Here is a 21,630-nt window from a genome sequence, read left to right as displayed (position 1 = left end):
CGATCACGTGACCACCATCCCTACGCTGTCGCAGGGGCGGGTCGGAATCCGACCCCTGCGACTTCGGGATTCCCGAGACCTCGACAGGGCCCTCGCGGACAACCGCTCCTGGCTGCGGCAATGGGAGGCCACCAACCCGCACGGATTCACCACGATCGACGTGAGGTCGAGCATCCGCTCGCTGCAGACCAATGCACGGGCGGGGCTCGGCCTTCCGTTCGCCATCGAGCTCGACGGCCGTTTCATCGGGCAGCTCAACGTCTCCGGCATCACCTACGGCAGCCTGGCGTCGGCCACCATCGGCTACTGGGTCACCCAGGACGCCGCCGGTAACAACGCGACGCCGACCGCGGTGGCGCTGGCGACCGATCATTGCTTCCAGCGCCTCGGCCTTCACCGGATGGAGATCTGCATCCGACCCGAGAACGGGCCGTCTCTGCGGGTGGTCGAGAAGCTCGGCTTCCGCTACGAAGGTCTCCGTCGGCGCTACATCCACATCAACGGTGACTGGCGCGATCACTTCTGCTTCGCGCTCGTGGCCGAGGAGGTGCGCGAGGGGGTCCTCCAGCGGTGGCTCGCCGGGCGAGTCCCTCCGGGAGTCGGCACCGTGCCGCCGTCCGCACTGGAAGAAGCCGGGCGACCCTGACCTCGGGTCGCCCGGCTTCGGCCGTGCGGAGTGCTTTACGCGACTAGCTGTTCTCGCCGCCCTGCTCGGTGCGGCGGCGGCGGGCCAGGGCCATCAGCAGCCAGGCGAGCGCGCCGAGGGCGGCGGCCGCAGCGGTGGCGCCGATCGTGAGGATCGCGCCGCCGATGCCGGCGAAGAAGCCACCGTCGTGCGATCCGGACGCGGCACCGCCGGCGAGGACGTCGTCCGAGCCGTCTCGGGCGCCGGCGTCGGGTCCGTCCAGCTCGTCGGCCGTCTCGACGACGGGGGCGTCGTTCACGAGATCGTCGAACAGGAAGGTGCTGCCGGTGCCGCCGAAGAGGCCGGTCAGGACGTCGGCGGTGCCGGTGCGGTTCGTGGTGCCGGTCCTGCCCTTCGAGCCGGAGTCCGTGCCGTTGTTCGAGTTCGAACCGCTGTTCGAGCCCGAGCCGGCGCTGTTCCCCGTGCCCGTGCCCGATCCGTTGCCGTTGCCGTTGCCCGCGCCGGAGCCGGGCGTCGGCTCGGGAGCCGGCGCGACCTCGAGCGAGATGGTGCCGGAGGAGGCGCCGTTCTTCGACTGTTCGATGGTGATCGTGCCGCCGTCCTTCTGGGCGGGGATCTCGAGGGTCCAGTCGCCGTTCTCGTCGACGACGGTGGAGGCCACGACGTCGCCGTTCTCGTCCTTCGCCTCGACGACGCTGCCGGGCAGGCCCGTGCCGCCGACGGTCGTGCTGCCGTCGTCGTGCCGGTCGACGTCGCCGAGCGACGGAGCCGGGACGTCGATGGTCACCGTGACCGGGGAGGACTCGATGCCGTCGTTCTCCTGGACGACGACGAGCTCGCCGCCTTCGGGCATCTCCGGGAGCGTGTACTCCCAGTCGCCGTTCTCGTCGACCTCGACGGTGTCGATGATCGTGCCGTCGCCGTCCTTGATGACGATGGTGGAGCCGGGGGCGCCGGTGCCGCCGAGGTGGACGGTGCCATCAGCGTCGACCACGGGCTCGCCGACGGTCGCCTCCGCAGTGATGAAGTCGACCGTCGTCGACTGCGACACCAGACCGTCGGCCTCCTGGGTGACGGTGACGGACGAGCCGGTCGGGTCGACGTCGAGGGGAAGGGTCCACGAGCCGTCCTCGGCGGTGATCTCGACGCTGCCGATCGGGGTGCCGTCGGCGTCGCGGACCACGACCGTCGCGCCCTTCTCCCCGGTGCCGGAGACGATGCCTTTGCCGTCGATCACCTGGTGGCCGGTGATGTCGGGGGTGGCCGTCGAGAGTCGCACGGGAACGGACTCGGAGGCGACGCCGCCGATGGTCTGCGTGACGCCGAGACCGCCGGCGTTCATGCCGGGTACCGAGACCGAGAAGCGGCCGTCGTCCCCGACGGGTCCGGTCTCGAGGGGCTTGCCGTCGGCGTCGACGATCGTGATCGTCGAGCCCGGCACACCCGTGCCGCTGACGACACCGGTGCCGCGGTCGACGGTCACGCCTTCGGGGGCGCGGGTCTCGTCGGCGCCGTTGACCATGATCTCGACGGTCTCGCTCGTCGCCGAACCCGAGTCCGTATCGGACCCAGCGAGGACGACGCTCTGGGTATACGCGAACGTATCGCCGTTCTGTGCGCCGGCGGGCACGGCGAGTTTCGCGTAGTAATTCGAGTAGCGACCGCTGCCACCCGAACCGCTGTTGTACTTCGTGGAGGTGGCCTTCGTTCCCACCACGCTCCATCCCTTGCTGCCACTGCCGCCGTTGTGGACTTCGCGGGCGCTGACGAACAGTGCACCCGTCCAGGTCGTGGTCGTCGTGAGTCGGTTGGTCGGCATGCTGTAGGAACCCCACGTGATGTGGGTGCCGATCTCGAACTGCATGCCCGGGGTGACGATCTTGGGCGGTGCGGCGGTGGTCATGGCGAGGGGGACGACGGCGCTCGGCGTGACCTCGGCCTCGGCCGGGGCAGCCTCGGGGGCGGCGGCCGGGGCGGTTTCGATCGGCGCGGCGTCGGTGGCCACGGCGACGGGGGCGGGGGAGGCGACGGGCTCGGCGGGGATCTCGGGAGCGGGCGCAGGAGCCGGTGCCGGCGCCGGAGTGGGGGCGGGAGCGACGGGGGCCTCGGGCGACGTGGCCGCGTCGGAGGGGTCGCTGGGGGAGGCGTCGGCGTCGGCCTGGTCGTCGGCGGGGGCATCCCCCGCTTCGGTGTCGGTGTCGGTGTCGGTCGAGCTGTCGGCGACGACGGCCGGGCCGAAGGCGCTGGTGGACATCGAGGAGACGGGGGCAGCCTGGGCCTGGGTCGGGAGGCCGACGAAGACGAGGGTGGCGATGCCGAGCGTGCAGCCGGCGGTCTTGACGAGCGTGGGGAACGAGGGAGACATCGGGAGTCCTTCTGGAGTGGGTTCGGATTCGGTCGGGTCGAGCGAATACATCGAATGTAAAATACAAAACGCGAAGCGTCAAGAGTTTTCTGTATTTCAGATTCCGCGGGTCGCCGGCCGAAAGGCCACGGACACACCCTCCGATGAACCGCGCCGGGTGCCACGCCGCTCCTACCCTTGCCACCATGGGAATCGGGTCATGGGGTGGAGGCATCGTCCTCGGGCTCGTCGCGCTGCTCTGGCTCGCCTACCTGATCCCCTCCTGGCACAAGCGACAGGAATACCTCGCGACCGAGAGGAACGCCGTGCGGCTGCAGCAGACCCTGCGGATCCTGGCCGAGACCAGCGAAGTCCCCGAAGAGATCCACATCGAGGCGAACGCGCGGTCCGTGGCCTCGGCCCAGCGCATCCTCCGCTCCGAATCGGCGAAGCGCGAAGCCATCCGCCGTGCCCAAGAGGCCGCCCGTCAGCGCGCCATCACACGCGAACTGGCCGCGACGGCCCCCGTGCTCCGCGCCGCCGCGAACCAGCCTGCGCTCGCCGCCCGCCGCCTCCGCCGCACCCGCCTCGTGGCGACCCTGGTGCTCGTGGCCTCGCTCGTCGCCTTCGTCTTCGGAGTTGTGAACCTCGCCTCCGACTGGCTCCTGCTCGCGGCCGGCCTCGTTTTCGGGGCCGGATCGGTCGCCGTGCTCACCCAGCTCGCCGCCGTCTCGCGCGCTCGCGCCCGTCGTTCTCAGGCCGCTCCGGAGTCCGTCGTCGCCGAGCCCGTCCAGGCCCAGGCACTGCAGGACTTCGCACCCCGCACCACGGCTGTCGCCCACCTCGAAGCGCGGGATGCACGTGCCGCCGTCGAGGCCGAGCGCACCTGGACCCCGGTGCCCGTCCCGCGCCCGCTCTACCTCCGTCGCGGCAGCGTGCGAGGTCTCGCCCGCTCCTCCGCCGCGCCCGCGTCGCCGGTCTCCCAGGCCGACGTCGACGCCCTGCGCGCCTCTGCTGCCAGCTCGGTCGACGACCTCCGTCGGGCTCAGCAGGAAGCCGCCCTCGAAGCCCAGCACGAGGCGCTCCGCGAGGTCGCGCTCGCCGAGGCCGCGCTGGATGCCAGTCGTCGTCGCCAGGAGTCGCCCGTGCGCATCGTCTCCGCCGCACCGGCTCCGGTTGACATCGACCTCGACGTCGACGTCGACGTCGACCGCTCTCCGAACAAGACCCCGGCCGCGGCGCCCGCCGCCTCGGTCGACCGGGCGCCACGACCCGAAAGCCGATTCGCGCGCATGGGATTCCTCGACGAGAACGAGACCCAGGAGATCCAGCTCGACGAGATCCTCCGCCGCCGCCGCGCGGTCTGACGTCCTCGGATTCCGGCGACCCCACCCGTCTCGACGTACCCCGGCCGGCTGCCACCGATTGGGCGCTGGCAGCCACAGGGGCGTACGTTTGTCAGAACATTGTGTGGCTTCGCTGGTCGAATCCACCGATGTCTCACCGACGGTGCTGGGGCATTCCGCCCGAGAACGATGGAGAGACGTGTCGCAGACGCACCATACCGAGCCGACCGAGCAGCACGATCCGCACGACGATCGTCATCCGATGACGACCGTCGAGACCGGAGTCCTTCCGTCGGTCGGCGAGGGGCAGCACGACGTCGACCCGGCTGAGCACGCTCCCGTCAGCCCCAAGGCCCGGCGGGCGTTCATCCGCAACGTCGCCGTCATGGCGGCCATCGGCGGCATGCTCTTCGGGTACGACACCGGGGTCATCTCGGGCGCGCTGCTCTACATCAAGCCGGCCTTCCACCTCGATGCGGCCGCAGAGGGTCTCGTCACGAGCATCCTCCTCATCGGGGCGGCCCTCGGCGCCGTCCTCGGCGGCCGCGTCGCCGACGCGCTCGGGCGCCGCATGGCCCTCATCGTCGCCGGCATCGTCTTCATCGTCGGCACCGCCGGCAGTGCCCTGGCTCTCGACTACGGAGTGCTCATCGGCAGCCGCGCCGTCCTCGGCATCGCCGTCGGCATCGCGTCGATCATCGTGCCGCTCTACATCTCCGAGATGGCCCCGTCGTCCGTCCGCGGTCGGCTCGTGTCGCTGAACACGCTCATGATCGTCACGGGGCAGCTCGTGGCCTATATCGTCAACGCGCTCCTCGCGCCCTCGGGGGCCTGGCGATGGATGCTCGGCATCGCCGCGGTGCCCGCCATCGTCCTGGTGCTCGGCATGCTGTTCCTGCCCGACACGCCCGCCTGGTACCAGCGCAAGGGGCGCGACGAGAAAGCGCTCGCTGTGCTCCGTCGGGGGCACAGCGCCGAGGCCTCTCGCAAAGAGCTCGCGGCCATCCGTCTCGGGAGAGAAGCCGAATCGGCCAGCAGCAAGGGGATCCGCGGGCTCTCCGAGTGGTGGATCACCCGCACGCTGCTGATCTGCATCGGCATCGCGATCCTGCAGCAGATCACCGGCGTCAACACCGTCATCTACTTCGCACCGACCCTGCTCGTGCAGAGCGGCCTCTCGAGCGGCGTCGCCGTCCTGTCGTCGATCTCCATCGGCATCGTCAGCGTCGCCGCGACGATCATCGGCCTGCGCCTCGTCGACAAGGTCAAGCGCCGCCGGCTCCTCATCGGCGGTTCGGCCGGCGGGGTCCTGTCACTCATCGCCCTCGGCATCATGTACCCGTACAGCAAGGACTCCACCGCCCTCGCCTTCGTCACGCTGGGGCTCATGGTCGTCTTCCTGGCGTTCCAGCAGGCGGCCGTCGCCACGACGACCTGGTTGATCATCTCCGAGCTCGTGCCGGCGCAGATCCGCGGTCTCGGCATGGGCATCGCCGGCCTCTTCCTCTGGCTCACGAACTTCGCGGTCTCCCTGGCGTTCCTTCCCGTGGTGGCCAAGGTCGGCGGCGGGATCACGTTCATCGGTTTCGCCGTGATCGGTGTGCTGGGCATCCTCTTCGTCTTCAAATTCGTGCCCGAGACCCGCGGCGCCTCGCTGCAGGACATCGAGACCCACATGCGCGTGGACGCTCCCACCGGCGCCATCGAGATCGTCTCGCACGCCGCCAGCGAGGCGGATGCGGCCAAGCGCTTAGAGGCCGCCGACGCCGATGCGTCGCGGCGGGTGCCCCGCCGGGAGCGGTAGCCGCGTGTTCAGGACTGCCTCGCAACAGTGATATCGTTGCAACGCAGTTTGGGGCTATGGCGCAGTTGGTAGCGCGTCTCGTTCGCAATGAGAAGGTCAGGGGTTCGAATCCCCTTAGCTCCACGATGCAAATGGCTCCTCCGTCGTCAGCGCAGAGCGCTTTCCGGAGGGGCCATTTTCCTTGTGCTTGTCAGAACAACTGAAGGGGTCGCTTCGCTCCCGAATGGCTCTTCGGTGTTCCGCGCTCAGCGCGTTCCCGAGGGGCCATTTCTCGTGTGCTTGTCAGAACAGCTGAAGGGTCGCTTCGCTCCCGAATGGGGAGGTGCACCCTGGTCGCGCGGAGGTGCACCCTCGTCCCGCGGAGGCGCACCCTGGGGGCCGCGAGGCACCCTTGTCGACAGGGGGGTTTTCGCGGGGACGAGGGTGCGGGTGGGTTCTCCGATGGGCGAGGCCGCAGCCGCGCCCCGACCCGGCGCCGCGCGCCGTATGACGGTCGTCGAGACGTGCCGCGGCACGTCCACGAGTCCGTGAGACGTCGCGCGTCGCGCGTCGCGCGGGAGTAGCGTCCAGCGGGCCATGACCTCCCGCCTCCGCCTGCTCGCCCGCGACGCCCGCTGGTGGGTCGCCGACTACGCGTTCGCCGCCTACTGGCAGCTCAGGGCGATCACCGGCCCGCGGGATGCACCCACCTACCTCTCCGGCGAGGGGCGCCCCGTGGTCGTCCTGCCCGGCGTCTGGGAGACCTGGGCGTTCCTCCGCCCGCTCATCGCGCACGTCCACGCGGCCGGCCACCCGGTGCACGTGCTGGACGCCCTCGCCTGGAACGGCCGGCCCGTCGCCGACACGGCGAAGGAGGTCGCCGCCTACGTGCTGGACCACGATCTCCACGACGTCGTGCTGCTCGCCCACAGCAAGGGCGGTCTGATCGGCAAGTACGTGATGGCGATGCTCGACGACGCGCACCGGGTCGATGCCATGGTGGCCGTCTGCACGCCGTTCTCCGGATCCCGGTACGCGCCCTACCTCCTGCTGAAGAGCATCCGCGCGTTCTCGCCCCGCGATCCGACCACCCTCCTGCTCGCGAGGAATCAGGCGATCAACGCTCGCATCGTCTCGATCTACGGCGAGTTCGATCCGCACATCCCGGAGGGCAGCGAACTCGTGGGCGCTCGCAACGTCCGACTGCACGCGGGAGGCCACTTCCGGATCCTCGCCCACCCCCGCACCATCGCGACCGTGCTCGAGGTCGCGGACTCCGGCACCACCGGCGTGTAGTTGGATGGTCGGGTGCCTGACGACCTGCAGTCCTCGCCCGACCTCCTCGCGCGCCTCCGCGACGACCTCGGCCGCTCCCTCTTCACCGTCGCCCGTCTGAGCGGAGCCGGCGCCTGGGGCGCCAGCGGCGGTGCCGCGCTGTTCCGGGGCGAGCGCCTCGCAGCGCGACGGGCCCTCGCGAGCCGGGTCCCGACCAGTGCCGAGGAGCAGGCGTCCGACACGCTCGCACTGCTGTTCGTGCTCGGGTACGCGCAGCCCGCGCACGCCGTGGCCGCGGCCCTGCCGACGCTGGGGCTCGAAGGCGCCGCCGAATTGGGGCTGATCTCCGTCGAGGGGCAGGACGTGCATCCCCGGGTCGACCTTCGCCCTTATTCGTTCGTGGACGCGTCCGGCGAGGCGAACTGGTGGGTGGCCTCCGACCTGGGTGAGATGGCCCTGCAGGGGCCCCTCCGCGAAGACCACGTGCTGGGCATCGGCGGCGCCTCGAACACCTTGAGCGGGCTGATGATCCCGCGGGCGGTCGACACGGCGCTCGACCTGGGCACGGGCTGCGGCATCCAGGCCATGCACGCCGCGCGGCACGCCCGCCGCGTCGTCGCCACCGACATCTCCGAGCGGGCTCTCGTCTTCGCCCGGTTCAACGTCGCCCTCAACCTGATCGACGGCATCGAGTTCCGTCTCGGCAGCCTGTTCGAGCCGGTCGCGGGGGAGCGCTTCGACCACATCGTCTCGAACCCGCCGTTCGTCATCACGCCGCGTGCCGAGGGCGTGCCGACGTACGAGTACCGCGACGGCGGCATGGTCGGCGACGCCCTCGTCGCGACCGTCGTGGCGGAGGCGGCCGCGCACCTGAACCCCGGCGGCGTCGCGCAGCTCCTCGGCAACTGGGAGACCGGCGGCCGCGGCAAGCGAGGCGCCTACTCGGTGCTCGACTGGGCGGCGCGGGGCGAGCAGCCGCTCGACGTCTGGGTCGTCGAACGCGAGGTTCAAGACGTCGCGGCGTACTCCGAGACCTGGATCCGCGACGGCGGCACCCGACCCGGCACGCCCGACTTCGAGCGGCTCTACGAGGCCTGGCTCGACGACTTCGCCGATCGGGGCGTCACCGAGGTCGGCTTCGGCTATGTGACGCTGCGACGACCGGGGGATCCCCGTGCCCATGGCCTCGAGACGGTGGAGCGCCTGGCATCCGCGCTCGGCTCCAACGATCTGGGGCTCGGATCCCACCTCCTCGCCTGTCTCGACGCGCAGGACTGGCTCCGCGAGGTGTCCGACGACGAGCTCCTGCTCGTGCCCCTGCGCGTCGCCGGCGACGTGACGGAGGAGCGCCACTACTGGCCGGGCAACGACGACCCCACCGTCATCACGCTGCGGCAGGGCGGCGGGTTCGGGCGTGCGGTGGAGTCGGGCACGGCGCTCTCCGGCCTCGTCGGCGCCTGCGACGGTGAGCTCAGCGTCGGCGCCATCGTCGGAGCGCTCGCGCAGTTGCTGGACGCCGACGAGGACGCGCTGCGCGGAGAGCTCGTGCCTCGTGTCCGCGACCTCGTCGCCGTGGGGATGCTGCGGGTCTAGCCGCCTCCGGTCGTTGCCCGACCGCCCCGGGATCAGTGCCCGACGCGGTCGCCCCAGCCGCGCCAGGAGTACTCGGGCACGAAGCCGAGCAGGTCGCGGGCCTTGTCGCTGGACAGCATCGGCGTGTTGTCCTCCAGAGAGGAGCGGCGCTCGACGTCGGGCAGGAACCGGTCGGCCAGAACGGCCGTGGGCGTGTTCATCACGGTGTCGGAGGCGGCGATGACGAACGCCTCGAAGCCGACCAGGTCGGATTCGAGGGCACGGCGCACGGCCTGCGCCCCGTCGCGGGAGTCGATGTACGACCACAGGTTGAACGACCGCGGTTCGGGCGTCTCGTCGAACGGGAACGCCTCGTAGTCGGAGTCGTCCATGACGTTCGAGAAGCGGAGGCCGATGAGCTTGAGCTGGCGGTCCCAGCGCGTGAAGTGGCGGGCCATCTCCTCCTCGACGGCCTTGCCCAGCGAGTACGAGCTCTCGGGGCGCACGGGGTAGTTCTCGTCCACGGGGATGTACGGCGGGTCGATGTCGAAGGGGATGCCAAGAAGCGTCTCGCTCGACGCCCAGACGACGTTGCGGATGTGGGCGGCCCGAGCGGCGGCGAAGACGTTGTAGCTGGCGGTCACGTTGTTCGTGAAGAGCGCCGCGTTGGGGATGATCCCCGGCGCCGGGATCGCCGCGAGGTGCACGACCGCGTCGATGTGGTCGTAGCGGTCGTCGACGGACGTCAGAGCCTGGATCACCTGGCCGTAGTCCGACAGGTCGACCTTGACGAACGTCACGCCGTCGACGGGGTCGGGGGAGGGGACGCGGTCGAGCAGGACGACCTCGTAGCCGTGCTCGGCCAGGTCGCGGACGACCGCCCGACCGAGTTTTCCGGATCCGCCGGTGACGACGACACGAGTGGCGGGCGAGGTGGTGGACGACATCGTCGACTCCTTCTGCCGGAATGGCCGGCGGGATCAGGGGGCTGTCCGTCCTGTCTACAGCACGCGAGCCCGGGTCGTCCTCGGGTTTCCGACGAGCCGCGGGGGAGGACTGCGCTGTCTATCACCCCAGAAATCACCCCGTGCATCCATACGGAAACATATAGCTTGGAGGTGCTTTCGGCTGGTTACCGAAGCGAACATGCTCACCACTGGCTTCGGCTGCGCGTAGTCACCTGATCCGATTCCGGGCGGCCGTGATCACCAGGAGCATGTGTGCGCCTCTGTCCGACCGTCACGGTCGTCGACGGAGGCGCACTCTTCCGAAGAGCGGTCCGGGCATCCCCCGGCGCCTCGCCCTTCGCCGGTAGGGCACGATGGAGACATCATGTCCGACACGAAGCCGCCCCTCGCCGCCCTCCTCGCCGAGTACTACGGCCCGAACGACACCAAGGGCGACGGCGAGTTCGACGCCGACCAGGTCTACCTCGACTTCGCGTCCTGGGCCGAGCGCCGCGGGCTGCCGCTCTATCCCGCTCAAGACGAGGCGATGATCGAGCTCGTCAGCGGCGGGCACGTCGTGCTCAGCACTCCGACGGGCACCGGCAAGTCGCTCGTCGCCGCCGGGGCGCACTTCGTCGCCCTCGCACAGGGGCGGCGCAGCTACTACACGGCGCCGATCAAGGCGCTGGTCAGCGAGAAGTTCTTCGCTCTGGTCGAGCTGTTCGGGCCGGAGAACGTCGGCATGGTCACCGGCGACTCGTCGGTGAACTCCGACGCGCCCATCATCTGCTGCACGGCCGAGATCCTCGCCAACCTCGCTCTTCGTCACGGCGCCGACGCCGACGTCGAGCAGGTCGTGATGGACGAGTTCCACTTCTACGCCGACCCGTCGCGCGGCTGGGCCTGGCAGGTGCCGCTGCTCCTGCTGCCGCGAGTGCAGTTCCTGCTCATGTCCGCCACGCTCGGCGACGTCCGCCCGATCACCGACGACCTGGAGCGCCGCACCGGCAAGCCGGTCGCTCTCGTCACCGGTGTCGAACGCCCCGTGCCCCTGCACTACTTCTACGCGACGACACCCGTGCACGAGACCGTCGAAGAGCTGCTCTCCACCGGCGAGGCGCCGATCTACGTGGTGCACTTCTCGCAGGCCGCCGCCCTCGAGCGCGCGCAGGCACTCTCGAGCATCAAGATCGCCACCCGCGAGCAGCGCGACGAGATCGCCTCGCTGATCGCCGGGTTCCGCTTCTCGACCGGCTTCGGCAAGACCCTCAATCGATTGGTGCGGGCCGGCATCGGCGTCCACCACGCCGGCATGCTGCCGAAATACCGCAGGCTCGTCGAGCAGCTCGCCCAGCGCGGGCTCCTCCGGGTCATCTGCGGCACCGACACCCTCGGCGTGGGCATCAACGTGCCCATCCGCACCGTCCTGCTCACAGCGCTGACGAAATTCGACGGGACGAGGATGCGACAGCTCACCGCCCGCGAGTTCCATCAAGTCGCAGGGCGCGCGGGTCGAGCCGGGTACGACACGGCCGGGACGGTGACCCTCGAAGCGCCCGAGCACGAGATCGAGAACCTCGCCCAGATCAAGCGAGCCGGCGACGACCCGAAGAAGAAGCGGAAGATCATCCGCAAGAAGGCGCCGGAGGGCTTCGTCTCGTGGGGCGAGCCGTCGTTCTTCAAGCTGATCGACGCCGACCCCGAGCCGCTGACGTCGAGCATGCAGATCACGCACGCGATGATGCTCAACGTCATCGCCCGAGGCGGCGACGCGTTCGCGAACGTGCGCTCGCTGGTGTTCGACAACCACTCGTCCGCCCCCGCCCGCTTCGCCCTGGCCCGCCAGGCGATCTCGATCTACCGGGCGCTGCGCGAATCCGGCGTCGTCGAACAGATTCCGGGCGCGACCCTCGCCGACGGGTCGGTCGCCGCCCCGTCCATCCGCCTGACCGTCGACCTGCAGCCGAACTTCGCCCTGAACCAGCCGCTGTCGCCGTTCGCGCTGGCGACGTTCGAGGTGCTCGACCCGGAGTCCGACACGTATGCGCTCGACATGGTCTCCGTCGTCGAGTCGACTCTCGACGACCCCCGGCCGATCCTGTCGCAGCAGCAGTTCAAGGCCCGCGGCGAGGCCGTGGCCGCGATGAAGCAGGAGGGCATCGAGTACGACCAGCGGATGGAGCTGCTCGAGCAGATCACCTGGCCGAAGCCCCTCGACGAACTCCTGACGGCCCTGTTCGAGACCTACAAGGCGTCGCAGCCCTGGATCGGCGACTTCGAGCTGTCACCAAAGGCCGTGGTCCGCGACCTCTACGAGCGGGCGATGACGTTCGGCGACTACGTGAACTTCTACGGCCTGGCCCGCTCGGAGGGGCTCGTGCTGCGCTACCTCTCCGACGCCTATCGGGCCCTCCGGCAGACCATCCCGAACGAGGCCAAGACCGACGATCTCCTCGACATCATCGAGTGGCTCGGCGAGCTCGTGCGGCAGGTCGACTCGTCGCTGCTGGACGAGTGGGAGGAGATGATCAACCCCAGCGAGGTCGAATCGCACGACGCGATCGTGCCGCCCGTCCTGCGGACCCTCACCGGCAACCACCGCGCGTTCCGCGTGCTGGTGCGGAACGAGCTGTTCCGGCGGGTGCAGCTCGCCGCGCTCGACGACGCCACGGCCCTCGGCGAACTCGACGCGGCGGCCGGCTTCGGCGTCGACGAGTGGGGCGCCGCGCTCGACCGCTACTACGACGAATACGCGTCGATCGGCACCGGCCCGTCGGCCCGCTCGGCCGCGATGCTCGTCGTGACGGAGGAGCCCACGGTGTGGGAGGTGCGCCAGATCTTCGACGACCCCGAGGGCGACCACGACTGGGGCATCAGCGGCACGATCGACCTGGCGGAGTCGAACGAGCAGGGGCTCGCGGTGCTGCGGGTGACCGCCGTCGGGCCGGTGGCTTCCGTCTGACGGGGGTCGTGCATCCCGCGCTCTCGCCCCTGCTCTTCCGGTCTGTTCGCACATGTCGAGTGATCTGCGGCAGCACCCCCGCAGGCGACCGCGAAGCGTGCGAGGCCGGAGCGTTTCACTCGCGATTTGCGACGCGGTTCCGGCTAGAAGAGGGTGGCGGGCGGCTCGGGTGACGCGGCGGCCTCGGCGGAGACGGTGGTGACCGGCTTGCCGGGCCAGCCGGGGCCGGAGGGAGCGGGACGACGGGCCTGGAACGCCTCGGCGGCGCCGCGTGCCCGGACGTCGGCGGCCTCGTTCATCTCGTGCCCGACGTGGCCCTTGACCCACTCGAACCGGACGCGGCGCCCCTGCAGTGCCTGATCGAGCTCTTTGATGATCTCGACGTTCATGACCGGCTTGCCGTCGGCCTTGCGCCAGCCCTTGCGCTTCCAGCCCGCCATCCACTCGGTGCAGGCCTTGATGGCGTACTGGCTGTCGCAGAGGATGTGCAGGTCGTCGGGCTCGTCGGCCGTCGCGCGCAGGAGTTCGAGCACGGCGGTGAGCTCGCCGACGTTGTTGGTGTTGCGAGGCCAGCCGCCGGCAGCCCACCGGTCGTCGTCCACGTACCAGGCCCAGCCGGCGGGGCCGGGGTTGCCGAGGGCGGATCCGTCTGCGGCGGCGGTGATGGTCATGGGGCTCCTAGCTCGTGGGTGCGCACCCACGCTACCGGGGTCAGCCGACGTGATCGGGGTGCGACCCGACGCGCTCGCCCGAGTCGAGCCCGGCGATGGCAGCCAGGTCGTCGGCGTCGAGCTCGAATCCGAAGACGTCGAAGTTCTCGGCGATGCGCGAGGGCGTGACCGACTTCGGGATGACGACGAGACCCGTCTGGAGGTGCCAGCGGATGACGATCTGCGCGGTCGACTTGCCGTGCTTCGCCGCGAGCTGCAGCAGGAGGGCGTCGTCGAGGATCCGCCCGCGGGCCAGAGGCGACCACGCCTCGGTCACGATGTGGCGGGCGTCGCCGAACTCGCGCAGCTCCCGCTGCTGCAGCCATGGCTGCACCTCGATCTGGTTGATCACGGGCACGACGTCGGTCTCGCCGAGCAGGCGCTCGAGGTGGTGCGTCTGGAAGTTGGACACGCCGATCGACCGGGCGCGCCCCTCCTCGCGGATCTTCTCGAGAGCGCGATACGTCTCGACGTAGAGGTCCTGCTTGGGTGCCGGCCAGTGGATCAGATACAGGTCGACGACGTCGAGACCGAGCTTCTCCATGCTCTGGTCGAACGACGCGAGAGTCGATTCAAAGCCCTGCTGGTCGTTCCAGACCTTGGTGGTGACGTAGACGTCGTCGCGCGCGAGCCCGGACGCCTTGAGCGCCCGGCCGACACCGGCCTCGTTGCCGTAGTACGACGCGGTGTCGAGGTGCCGGTAGCCCACCTCGAGCGCGGAGAGGCAGGCCTGCTCGGCTCCGTCGTCATCGACCTTGTACACGCCCAGCCCGAGTTGGGGGATGCTGTTGCCGTCGTTGAGGCGGACGGAGGGGACGGCGCTGTCGGTCATGTGTCGATTATCGACCGTCGAGCCGCCGCGCGCGCGACGGCCACGGCCATTCGCCGGATGTTCAGGTCGGGGGATGCTCGGGCCGGGTCGTGCAGGAACCCGGCGTCGCCCTCAGCTCGCCTGGATCGGGACCGGCTCGGTGTCGGCCAGCGGACTCGCGTCACTCCCGCGCAGATCGGGGAGGACGCGCTTGAACACCGTCGGTACGAGGACCCCGACGAGGGCGAAGACGCCGGCGACGTACAGGCCGCCGACCGTGCCCATCCGGTCGATGAGCGCCCCCGCGATGGCCGACCCGATGGCGGCGCCGATGAGCTGCCCCGTGCCGGCCCAGCCGTAGGCCTCGGCGGTGTCGCTGAACCTGACGCTCGACGAGACGATCGCGAACATCGTGGCGAGGGCGGGTGCGATCCCGATGCCGGCGATGAGGAGGGTGAGGCAGAGCCACCAGAAGTTCGTGGCCATGATCGGTGTCAGGACGATGCCGACGAAGACGATCAGCAGGCGGAGGGGCAGGGCCCACGGGCCGACCGGCAGGTGACCGAGCGCCAGACCGCCGGCGAGCGAGCCGATCGCGAAGATCGCCAGCACGAACCCGGAATTGGGGCTGCCGTCGCCGAAGGCGCTGATGACGCCGGCCTCGACGGCTGCGCAGGTGCCGATGAGGAGGAAGCCGGTGAGCGTCGACAGGAGGACGGTGGGGCGGGTGAGCACCTTGCCGAAGGACCGCTTGCTCCGGGGGATGCGGACCCGGCCGACCTCGGGCGAGAAGATGAACCACAGCCCGCCGCCGATCAGGAAGGCCGCCGCGACGAGGATGGCCGCCACGGTCGAGACCTGCGTTCCGACGAAGGTGGTGATGACGGGGCCGGCGACCCAGATGATCTCCTGCGCGGACGCGTCGAGGGAGAAGAGAGGAGTGAGCTGGGTCGAGTTGACCATCTTGGGGTAGATGGTGCGGACGGCCGGTTGGATCGGAGGCACGCTCAGCCCGGCGAGGAAGCCCACCACCATGAAGAGGGGGAGCGTGAGCGGTGCGAGCGCGAAGACCAGGAGGCTCGCGAGGCACACCGTCAGCGTGAGGGCGAGGACGGGTCGCATGCCCCAACTACCCATCCACCGACTGGTCAGCGGCCCGGAGATGGCCTGCCCGACGCTCGTGGCCGCGAGCACGATGCCGGCGGCGCCGTACGAGTGCGTGACGTGCTCGACGTGGAGGAGGAAGGCGAGCGAGAGCATGCCGAACGGGAACCGGGCGGTCAACTGCGCGGCGATGATCCGAGCGACCCCCGGCGTCTTCAGAAGATTCGAATAGGCGCCCACGAGGAAGCCAGTCTAGAAGGAGCCACGGACACCCACCAGGCGGGGCGGGGGATGCTCGGATCGTCGCCCGGAGCGACACGCCGGTTCGAAAAAAAGTCCGGGGCCCGGGTTATCCACAGAAGCAGTGTCGGTGGTGTGGAGGAGGGTGTGCAGAGAGGCCATTTTCCGGGGATAACCCGCCCGACCTGGGGAGAACGCCTGTGGATAAACGCACCCTCGTAATTACAGCGGTGTAACACTGCATCTAGTTGCGCCTTCCAGTGTCTGCCCCTAGATGTAGTATCGACCAGCAGCAACAGCCACAAGAGCTCGAGAGAACGACAGTGCCGATTCCAGGCACTGAGAGGGCGATTCCAGGGGAATCGCCGCTCTACTCCCGGTGTTGTAACCAGAGCAATCCGAAGGGGAAATCCAATGGCAATCACCGTCTACAGCAAGCCTTCCTGCGTGCAGTGCACCGCCACCTACCGCGCCCTCGACAACAAGGGCATCGAGTACGAAGTCTTCGACGTGTCCGTCGACGAGAAGGCCCTCGAGACCGTCAAGGCGCTCGGCTACCTCCAGGCCCCCGTCATCGTCACCGACGAAGACCACTGGAGCGGCTTCCGTCCCGACAAGATCGCCGGCCTCGCCGCGCAGATCGCGTAACCGGCTCCTCACTCCCCGAAGGGGTCTCGTGACGAATCTCGTCTACTTCTCCAGCGTCTCGGGCAACACGGCTCGATTCGTGGAGAAGGTCGGGGTGCCGGCCGAGCGGATCCCCCTCTTCCCGAGCGACGAACCGCTCCACGTCACCTCCCCGTACGTCCTCGTCCTGCCCACCTACGGTGGCGGCGAAGATCGGGGGGCCGTGCCGAAACAGGTGATCCGGTTCCTCAACGACGAGGGCAACCGGTCCCTCATCCGCGGCGTGATCGCTGCGGGCAACACCAACTTCGGTGAGGGCTACTGCCTTGCCGGCGACATCGTCGCCGCCAAGTGCGACGTGCCCCTTCTCTACCGTGTCGAGGTCTTCGGCACCCCAGACGACGTAAAAGCAGTACAAGACGGATTGGAACAATTTTGGACGCAGCAGTCGATGACCTCGAAGTGATCGCCGCCCCGAGCAACGCGATGGACTACCACTCGCTCAACGCGATGCTCAACCTCTACGGCCCGAACGGGGAGATCCAGTTCGACAAGGACCGCGAGGCGGCGAAGCAGTACTTCCTTCAGCACGTGAACCAGAACACGGTGTTCTTCCACAACCTGAAGGAGCGCCTCGACTACCTGGTCGAGAACGAGTACTACGAGCAGGCGACCATCGACCTGTACGACTTCGCCTTCATCGAGAAGCTGAACGACCTCGCCTACTCGAAGAAGTTCCGCTTCCAGACCTTCCTCGGCGCGTTCAAGTACTACACGTCCTACACGCTCAAGACGTTCGACGGGAAGCGCTACCTCGAGCGCTTCGAAGACCGCGTCGTCATGACGGCCCTCGGCCTCGCCCAGGGTGACGAGAAGCTCGCCGTCGACCTCGTCGAAGAGATCATCGCCGGCCGCTTCCAGCCCGCGACGCCGACCTTCCTCAACACGGCGAAGGCCCAGCGCGGCGAGCTCGTCAGCTGCTTCCTCCTCCGCATCGAAGACAACATGGAGTCCATCTCCCGCGGCATCAACTCGTCGCTTCAGCTCTCGAAGCGCGGCGGCGGCGTCGCCCTCTCGCTGTCGAACATCCGCGAGGCCGGCGCCCCGATCAAGCAGATCGAGAACCAGTCCTCGGGCATCATCCCCGTCATGAAGCTCCTCGAAGACAGCTTCAGCTACGCCAACCAGCTCGGTGCGCGCCAGGGCGCCGGTGCGGTCTACCTCAGCGCCCACCACCCGGACATCCTGCGGTTCCTCGACACCAAGCGCGAGAACGCCGACGAGAAGATCCGCATCAAGACGCTCTCCCTCGGCGTCGTCGTGCCCGACATCACGTTCGAGCTGGCCAAGAAGGGCGAGGACATGTACCTCTTCTCGCCCTACGACGTCGAGCGTGTCTACGGCGTGCCGTTCGGCGACATCTCGATCAGCGACAAGTACCGCGAGATGGTCGACGACTCGCGCATCAAGAAGACCAAGATCAACGCTCGCGAGTTCTTCCAGACCATCGCCGAGATCCAGTTCGAGTCGGGCTACCCCTACATCGTGTTCGAAGACACGGTGAACAAGGCCAACCCGATCAAGGGCCGGATCAACATGTCGAACCTCTGCTCGGAGATCCTCCAGGTCAACACGCCGACCACGTTCAACGAAGACCTCTCGTACAACGAGATCGGCAAGGACATCAGCTGCAACCTCGGCTCGATGAACATCGCCCTGTCGATGGACTCGCCCGACTTCGGGCGCACGGTCGAGACGGCCATCCGCGGTCTGAGCGCCGTCAGCGACATGAGCCACATCGCCTCCGTCCGCTCCATCGAGGTCGGCAACGACTCGTCGCACGCCATCGGCCTCGGTCAGATGAACCTCCACGGCTACCTGGCGCGCGAGCACGTGCACTACGGCAGCGAAGAGGCCATCGACTTCACGAACATCTACTTCTACACGGTCCTCTATCACGCGCTCCGTGCATCCAACCGGATCGCCATCGAGCGCGGAGTCGCCTTCGGCGGCTTCGAAGACTCGAAGTACGCGTCCGGCGAGTTCTTCGACAAGTACACGGAGCAGGAGTGGACCACCACGACGCCCCGCGCCGCGTCGCTCTTCGCCGAGAACGAGGTCGCCATCCCGACGCAGGCCGACTGGCTCGCCCTGAAGGCCAGCGTCATGGAGCACGGCATCTACAACCAGAACCTCCAGGCCGTGCCGCCGACCGGTTCGATCTCGTACATCAACCACTCGACGTCGTCGATCCACCCGATCGCGTCGAAGATCGAGATCCGCAAGGAGGGCAAGCTCGGTCGCGTGTACTACCCGGCTCCGTTCATGTCGAACGACAACCTGGAGTACTACACCGACGCCTACGAGATCGGCCCGGAGAAGATCATCGACACCTACGCTGCAGCCACGCAGCACGTCGACCAGGGTCTCTCGCTCACGCTGTTCTTCAAGGACACCGCCACCACGCGCGACATCAACAAGGCGCAGATCTACGCGTGGCGCAAGGGCATCAAGACCATCTACTACATCCGTCTCCGCCAGATGGCCCTCGAGGGCACCGAGGTCGACGGCTGCGTCAGCTGCATGCTGTAGCCCCGGCTACGACGCAGCGACTCCCACCGCACTCATCGATCCGTTACGAATTCAGGACACCGAATGACCATGACCGACCCGGTCCACGCCACAGGCAAGAGCATCCCGCTCATCCAGGCCGTGCAGGCGATCAACTGGAACCGCATCCAGGACGACAAAGACGTGGAGGTCTGGAACCGTCTCGTCAACAACTTCTGGCTGCCCGAGAAGATCCCGCTGTCGAACGACGTGCAGTCGTGGAACACCCTGACGCCGGCCGAGCAGCAGCTCACCATGCGCGTGTTCACCGGTCTCACCCTGCTCGACACGATCCAGGGCACCGTCGGCGCGATCAGCCTCATCCCCGACGCCATCACGTCGCACGAAGAGGCCGTCTACACGAACATCGCGTTCATGGAGTCGGTGCACGCCAAGAGCTACTCGTCGATCTTCTCGACTTTGGCCTCGACGCCCGAGATCGACGACGCCTTCCGCTGGTCGACCGAGAACGTCAACCTGCAGAAGAAGGCCCAGATCGTCCTCGACTACTACACGGGCGACGACCCGCTGAAGCGCAAGGTCGCCTCGACCCTGCTCGAGTCGTTCCTCTTCTACAGCGGCTTCTACCTGCCGATGTACTGGTCGTCGCGGGCGAAGCTCACCAACACGGCCGACCTGATCCGCCTCATCATCCGTGACGAGGCCGTGCACGGTTACTACATCGGCTACAAGTTCCAGAAGGGGCTCGAAGGGGCCTCGGACGAGCGCAAGCAGGAGATCAAGGACTACACGTTCAACCTCCTCTTCGAGCTCTACGAGAACGAGATCCAGTACACGCAAGACCTCTACGACGGCGTCGGCCTGACCGAGGACGTCAAGAAGTTCCTGCACTACAACGCCAACAAGGCGCTGATGAACCTGGGCTACGAGCCGATGTTCCCGAAGGAGACGACCGACGTGAACCCGGCGATCCTGTCGGCCCTGTCGCCGAACGCCGACGAGAACCACGACTTCTTCTCCGGGTCGGGTTCGTCGTACGTGATCGGCAAGGCGGAGTCGACCGAAGACGAGGACTGGGACTTCTAGGCCTCGTCGCCGACAGAAGGGCACCGGCTGCGGCCGGTGCCCTTCGTCGTCCGCGGGCCGAGGTGCGCTGCGCTTTCGCCGGTCAGCTCGCGAGGCACCACGAGTCGGCGATGTCGGCGTAGTTCTCCGTGCGGTCGAGCGCTGCCGCGGCGATGTCGCCCGTCCCGTTCTTCAGGGGCAGGATGTAGGACTCGTGCCGGGTGGGCTCGCCGGTCTTCGTGGGGGAGAACTCCATCACGATCTCCGCCTTCGTGCAGGTCGACTTCGAGGTGATGCGGACGCCCCAGCAGTAGTCCGCATTGCAGGTCGCGGTACTGGAGGCGTCCTCGTCGAGGAAAGTCGTCGTGAAGTCGCGGTCGCCCGCAGGCAATGCCTGCACGTCGGCAGGGCCGGAGGCGGAGGTGCCGCCGTCGCCGCGAACGACCGAAGCCGTCGACGAGCCCGTGTGCGCGGCTCCCACGCTCGTCACGACGATGCCGATCAGCACCACGGCAGCGATCCCCGCGAACACGACGGTGCTGACGGTCCGCGCCTTGGAGGTCGGGGGAGCCGGGAAGGCGAACTGGTCGGTGACGCCGAGATGGTTCTGAGTCAGCGGCCACACGCCCGTAAACGACCAGGCCTCCCCCGAGCGCTGGGCCAGGAAGGCGTCGAAGGGCAGGGGCTCGGGGGGATTCCCTGCCAGGTAGCTGCTGTAGGTCGTGGTGTCGAGCGTCTGGCGCACTTCGGCCGCCTTGCCTCGGATGGAGACGAGGAAGGCGGCGTTCGCGCGTCGGAGTGCCACGAGGTTGCGGATCACGGTCACCGGGCCGAAGATAATCGCCCCCCAGGCGACGAACACGAACGTCGTGTGCAAGGTGAGCGTGGCGACCGTCAGGGCGATGCCGATCACGGAGACGGACGCGGCGACGATGATGCGGCGGAGGAACGCCGTACGGATGGCACCCGTGGCGCGTTTCCAGCCGACCTCGTCTCGGGTCCACCAGACCCAGCCCACGGGGGCCGGGGCGACGCCGGGTGCGGGGGTCCAGCCGGCGGGCGGGTCCCAGCCCTGGTTCGCGGCGAGCCAGTCGACGCTCGGCCTCGGCCAACCCGGAGGGGCCGAGAAACGGAGCGGCAACGGCGTCGGCGCGACGGGGGTGGCGAACTGGGGGTCTTGGACGTGATCCATCGTCAAGAGAGGGGACCTTCTTCGGGCTCGGGTCGGCGTGACCGCCAGGGTGCGCGAGAAGGCAGCTGTGATCGGCGCCCCCCGCGGAATGAATCTAGGAGTGTCCGATGGGTCGCCGCATTCCCCTGTTCGGGGGCGGGATCACGACGTCGGCGTCGGGGTGACGGACGGCGTCGGCGTGACCGAGGGGGAGGGGGTGGAGCTCGTGGCCGGCGGACGGTTCTGCACGGTCACCTGGTGACCCGCGACGAGGGCGGCGACGATGCCGATGCCGACGAACAACAGCACCACGACGACGATGCCGGACCAGGCGAGACCACGGCGGAGGTGCATCCCACGACCCTATCGGCCCTGTCCCTGCCGCACATGTCGAGCGATCCCACCGGCGGCCCGCGAGAACTCGGGGCCGGCAGTGCGCGGGCGCGCGGATCGCTC

The 21,630-nt window shown here is 68.5% G+C and carries 17 protein-coding genes and 1 tRNA gene; 11 read left to right on the top strand and 7 right to left on the bottom strand.

Going from position 1 to position 21,630, the window contains the following annotated elements:
* Positions 1–7: 7 nt before the first annotated feature.
* On the top strand, positions 8–646 hold the full coding sequence (locus ABEA39_RS07420; protein WP_345374951.1) for a GNAT family N-acetyltransferase: 639 nt from the start codon (positions 8–10) through the stop codon (positions 644–646).
* Between the two features lie 43 nt (positions 647–689).
* Here the strand turns inward: ABEA39_RS07420 and ABEA39_RS07415 are convergent, their stop codons facing one another.
* Positions 690–3,011 (bottom strand): Ig-like domain-containing protein, encoded by a 2,322-nt coding sequence (locus ABEA39_RS07415; protein WP_345374949.1) that lies wholly within the window; start codon positions 3,009–3,011, stop codon positions 690–692.
* Between the two features lie 185 nt (positions 3,012–3,196).
* On the opposite strand from ABEA39_RS07415, the gene ABEA39_RS07410 reads away from it, so the two are divergent.
* The 5 genes from ABEA39_RS07410 (at position 3,197) to ABEA39_RS07390 (ending at position 8,987) form a co-directional block, all read left to right on the top strand.
* A complete protein-coding gene (locus ABEA39_RS07410) occupies positions 3,197–4,357 on the top strand; it encodes a hypothetical protein (protein WP_345374947.1) in 1,161 nt (386 codons plus the stop codon).
* Positions 4,358–4,598: 241 nt separating this feature from the next.
* Positions 4,599–6,140, top strand: coding sequence for a sugar porter family MFS transporter (locus ABEA39_RS07405; protein ID WP_345374945.1), 1,542 nt, complete (start codon positions 4,599–4,601; stop codon positions 6,138–6,140).
* Positions 6,141–6,190: 50 nt separating this feature from the next.
* Positions 6,191–6,263 (top strand) — tRNA-Ala (locus ABEA39_RS07400).
* Positions 6,264–6,716: 453 nt separating this feature from the next.
* Positions 6,717–7,415 carry an esterase/lipase family protein gene (locus ABEA39_RS07395; RefSeq protein ID WP_345374943.1) on the top strand — a complete coding sequence of 233 codons (699 nt, stop codon included), beginning with the start codon at positions 6,717–6,719 and terminating at the stop codon, positions 7,413–7,415.
* 12 nt (positions 7,416–7,427) lie between these two features.
* On the top strand, positions 7,428–8,987 hold the full coding sequence (locus tag ABEA39_RS07390; RefSeq protein WP_345374940.1) for a DUF7059 domain-containing protein: 1,560 nt from the start codon (positions 7,428–7,430) through the stop codon (positions 8,985–8,987).
* 32 nt (positions 8,988–9,019) lie between these two features.
* Here ABEA39_RS07390 and ABEA39_RS07385 read toward each other — a convergent pair whose 3' ends face one another.
* Positions 9,020–9,913, bottom strand: coding sequence for an NAD-dependent epimerase/dehydratase family protein (locus ABEA39_RS07385; RefSeq protein WP_345374938.1), 894 nt, complete (start codon positions 9,911–9,913; stop codon positions 9,020–9,022).
* A gap of 385 nt (positions 9,914–10,298) precedes the next feature.
* Between ABEA39_RS07385 and ABEA39_RS07380 the strand changes: the two genes are divergently transcribed.
* Positions 10,299–12,875 carry a DEAD/DEAH box helicase gene (locus ABEA39_RS07380; protein ID WP_345374936.1) on the top strand — a complete coding sequence of 859 codons (2,577 nt, stop codon included), beginning with the start codon at positions 10,299–10,301 and terminating at the stop codon, positions 12,873–12,875.
* Between the two features lie 143 nt (positions 12,876–13,018).
* On the opposite strand, the gene ABEA39_RS07375 is transcribed toward ABEA39_RS07380, so the two are convergent.
* The 3 genes from ABEA39_RS07375 to ABEA39_RS07365 form a co-directional block, all read right to left on the bottom strand.
* Complete coding sequence (locus ABEA39_RS07375) at positions 13,019–13,546, bottom strand: ribonuclease H family protein (protein WP_345374934.1); 528 nt, start codon at positions 13,544–13,546, stop codon at positions 13,019–13,021.
* Positions 13,547–13,586: 40 nt separating this feature from the next.
* Positions 13,587–14,417 carry an aldo/keto reductase gene (locus ABEA39_RS07370; RefSeq protein ID WP_345374932.1) on the bottom strand — a complete coding sequence of 277 codons (831 nt, stop codon included), beginning with the start codon at positions 14,415–14,417 and terminating at the stop codon, positions 13,587–13,589.
* A 111-nt stretch (positions 14,418–14,528) separates the two neighbouring features.
* Positions 14,529–15,740 (bottom strand): MFS transporter, encoded by a 1,212-nt coding sequence (locus ABEA39_RS07365; protein ID WP_345374929.1) that lies wholly within the window; start codon positions 15,738–15,740, stop codon positions 14,529–14,531.
* A 414-nt stretch (positions 15,741–16,154) separates the two neighbouring features.
* Between ABEA39_RS07365 and nrdH the strand changes: the two genes are divergently transcribed.
* The 4 genes from nrdH (at position 16,155) to nrdF (ending at position 20,024) form a co-directional block, all read left to right on the top strand.
* Positions 16,155–16,388: a glutaredoxin-like protein NrdH gene (gene nrdH / locus ABEA39_RS07360; RefSeq protein ID WP_345374927.1), complete on the top strand. Its 234-nt coding sequence runs from the start codon at positions 16,155–16,157 to the stop codon at positions 16,386–16,388.
* 28 nt (positions 16,389–16,416) lie between these two features.
* Positions 16,417–16,833, top strand: coding sequence for a class Ib ribonucleoside-diphosphate reductase assembly flavoprotein NrdI (gene nrdI / locus ABEA39_RS07355; RefSeq protein WP_345374925.1), 417 nt, complete (start codon positions 16,417–16,419; stop codon positions 16,831–16,833).
* Between the two features lie 20 nt (positions 16,834–16,853).
* Positions 16,854–18,959 carry a class 1b ribonucleoside-diphosphate reductase subunit alpha gene (gene nrdE, locus ABEA39_RS07350; RefSeq protein WP_345375315.1) on the top strand — a complete coding sequence of 702 codons (2,106 nt, stop codon included), beginning with the start codon at positions 16,854–16,856 and terminating at the stop codon, positions 18,957–18,959.
* Between the two features lie 69 nt (positions 18,960–19,028).
* A complete protein-coding gene (nrdF, locus tag ABEA39_RS07345) occupies positions 19,029–20,024 on the top strand; it encodes a class 1b ribonucleoside-diphosphate reductase subunit beta (protein ID WP_345375313.1) in 996 nt (331 codons plus the stop codon).
* 82 nt (positions 20,025–20,106) lie between these two features.
* On the opposite strand, the gene ABEA39_RS07340 is transcribed toward nrdF, so the two are convergent.
* Complete coding sequence (locus tag ABEA39_RS07340; RefSeq protein ID WP_345374923.1) at positions 20,107–21,195, bottom strand: hypothetical protein; 1,089 nt, start codon at positions 21,193–21,195, stop codon at positions 20,107–20,109.
* 141 nt (positions 21,196–21,336) lie between these two features.
* Positions 21,337–21,528: a hypothetical protein gene (locus tag ABEA39_RS07335; protein ID WP_345374921.1), complete on the bottom strand. Its 192-nt coding sequence runs from the start codon at positions 21,526–21,528 to the stop codon at positions 21,337–21,339.
* Positions 21,529–21,630 lie beyond the last annotated feature (102 nt).

Source organism: Frondihabitans cladoniiphilus, from assembly GCF_039544345.1.
GTDB lineage: Bacteria > Actinomycetota > Actinomycetes > Actinomycetales > Microbacteriaceae > Frondihabitans > Frondihabitans cladoniiphilus.
The sequence above is the reverse complement of the archived record's forward strand: the minus strand, read 5'-3'. Positions and strand labels throughout refer to the sequence as shown.

Coding starts and splice junctions, on each gene's coding strand:
- ABEA39_RS07380 (WP_345374936.1), top strand. CDS start 10,299: ATGTCCGACACGAAGCCGCCCCTCGCCGCCCTCCTCGCCGAGTACTAC.
- nrdF (WP_345375313.1), top strand. CDS start 19,029: ATGACCGACCCGGTCCACGCCACAGGCAAGAGCATCCCGCTCATCCAG.
- nrdE (WP_345375315.1), top strand. CDS start 16,854: ATGGACTACCACTCGCTCAACGCGATGCTCAACCTCTACGGCCCGAAC.
- ABEA39_RS07375 (WP_345374934.1), bottom strand. CDS start 13,546: ATGACCATCACCGCCGCCGCAGACGGATCCGCCCTCGGCAACCCCGGC.
- ABEA39_RS07415 (WP_345374949.1), bottom strand. CDS start 3,011: ATGTCTCCCTCGTTCCCCACGCTCGTCAAGACCGCCGGCTGCACGCTC.
- ABEA39_RS07370 (WP_345374932.1), bottom strand. CDS start 14,417: ATGACCGACAGCGCCGTCCCCTCCGTCCGCCTCAACGACGGCAACAGC.
- ABEA39_RS07340 (WP_345374923.1), bottom strand. CDS start 21,195: ATGGATCACGTCCAAGACCCCCAGTTCGCCACCCCCGTCGCGCCGACG.
- ABEA39_RS07410 (WP_345374947.1), top strand. CDS start 3,197: ATGGGAATCGGGTCATGGGGTGGAGGCATCGTCCTCGGGCTCGTCGCG.
- ABEA39_RS07385 (WP_345374938.1), bottom strand. CDS start 9,913: ATGTCGTCCACCACCTCGCCCGCCACTCGTGTCGTCGTCACCGGCGGA.
- ABEA39_RS07335 (WP_345374921.1), bottom strand. CDS start 21,528: ATGCACCTCCGCCGTGGTCTCGCCTGGTCCGGCATCGTCGTCGTGGTG.
- ABEA39_RS07395 (WP_345374943.1), top strand. CDS start 6,717: ATGACCTCCCGCCTCCGCCTGCTCGCCCGCGACGCCCGCTGGTGGGTC.
- ABEA39_RS07405 (WP_345374945.1), top strand. CDS start 4,599: ATGACGACCGTCGAGACCGGAGTCCTTCCGTCGGTCGGCGAGGGGCAG.
- nrdH (WP_345374927.1), top strand. CDS start 16,155: ATGGCAATCACCGTCTACAGCAAGCCTTCCTGCGTGCAGTGCACCGCC.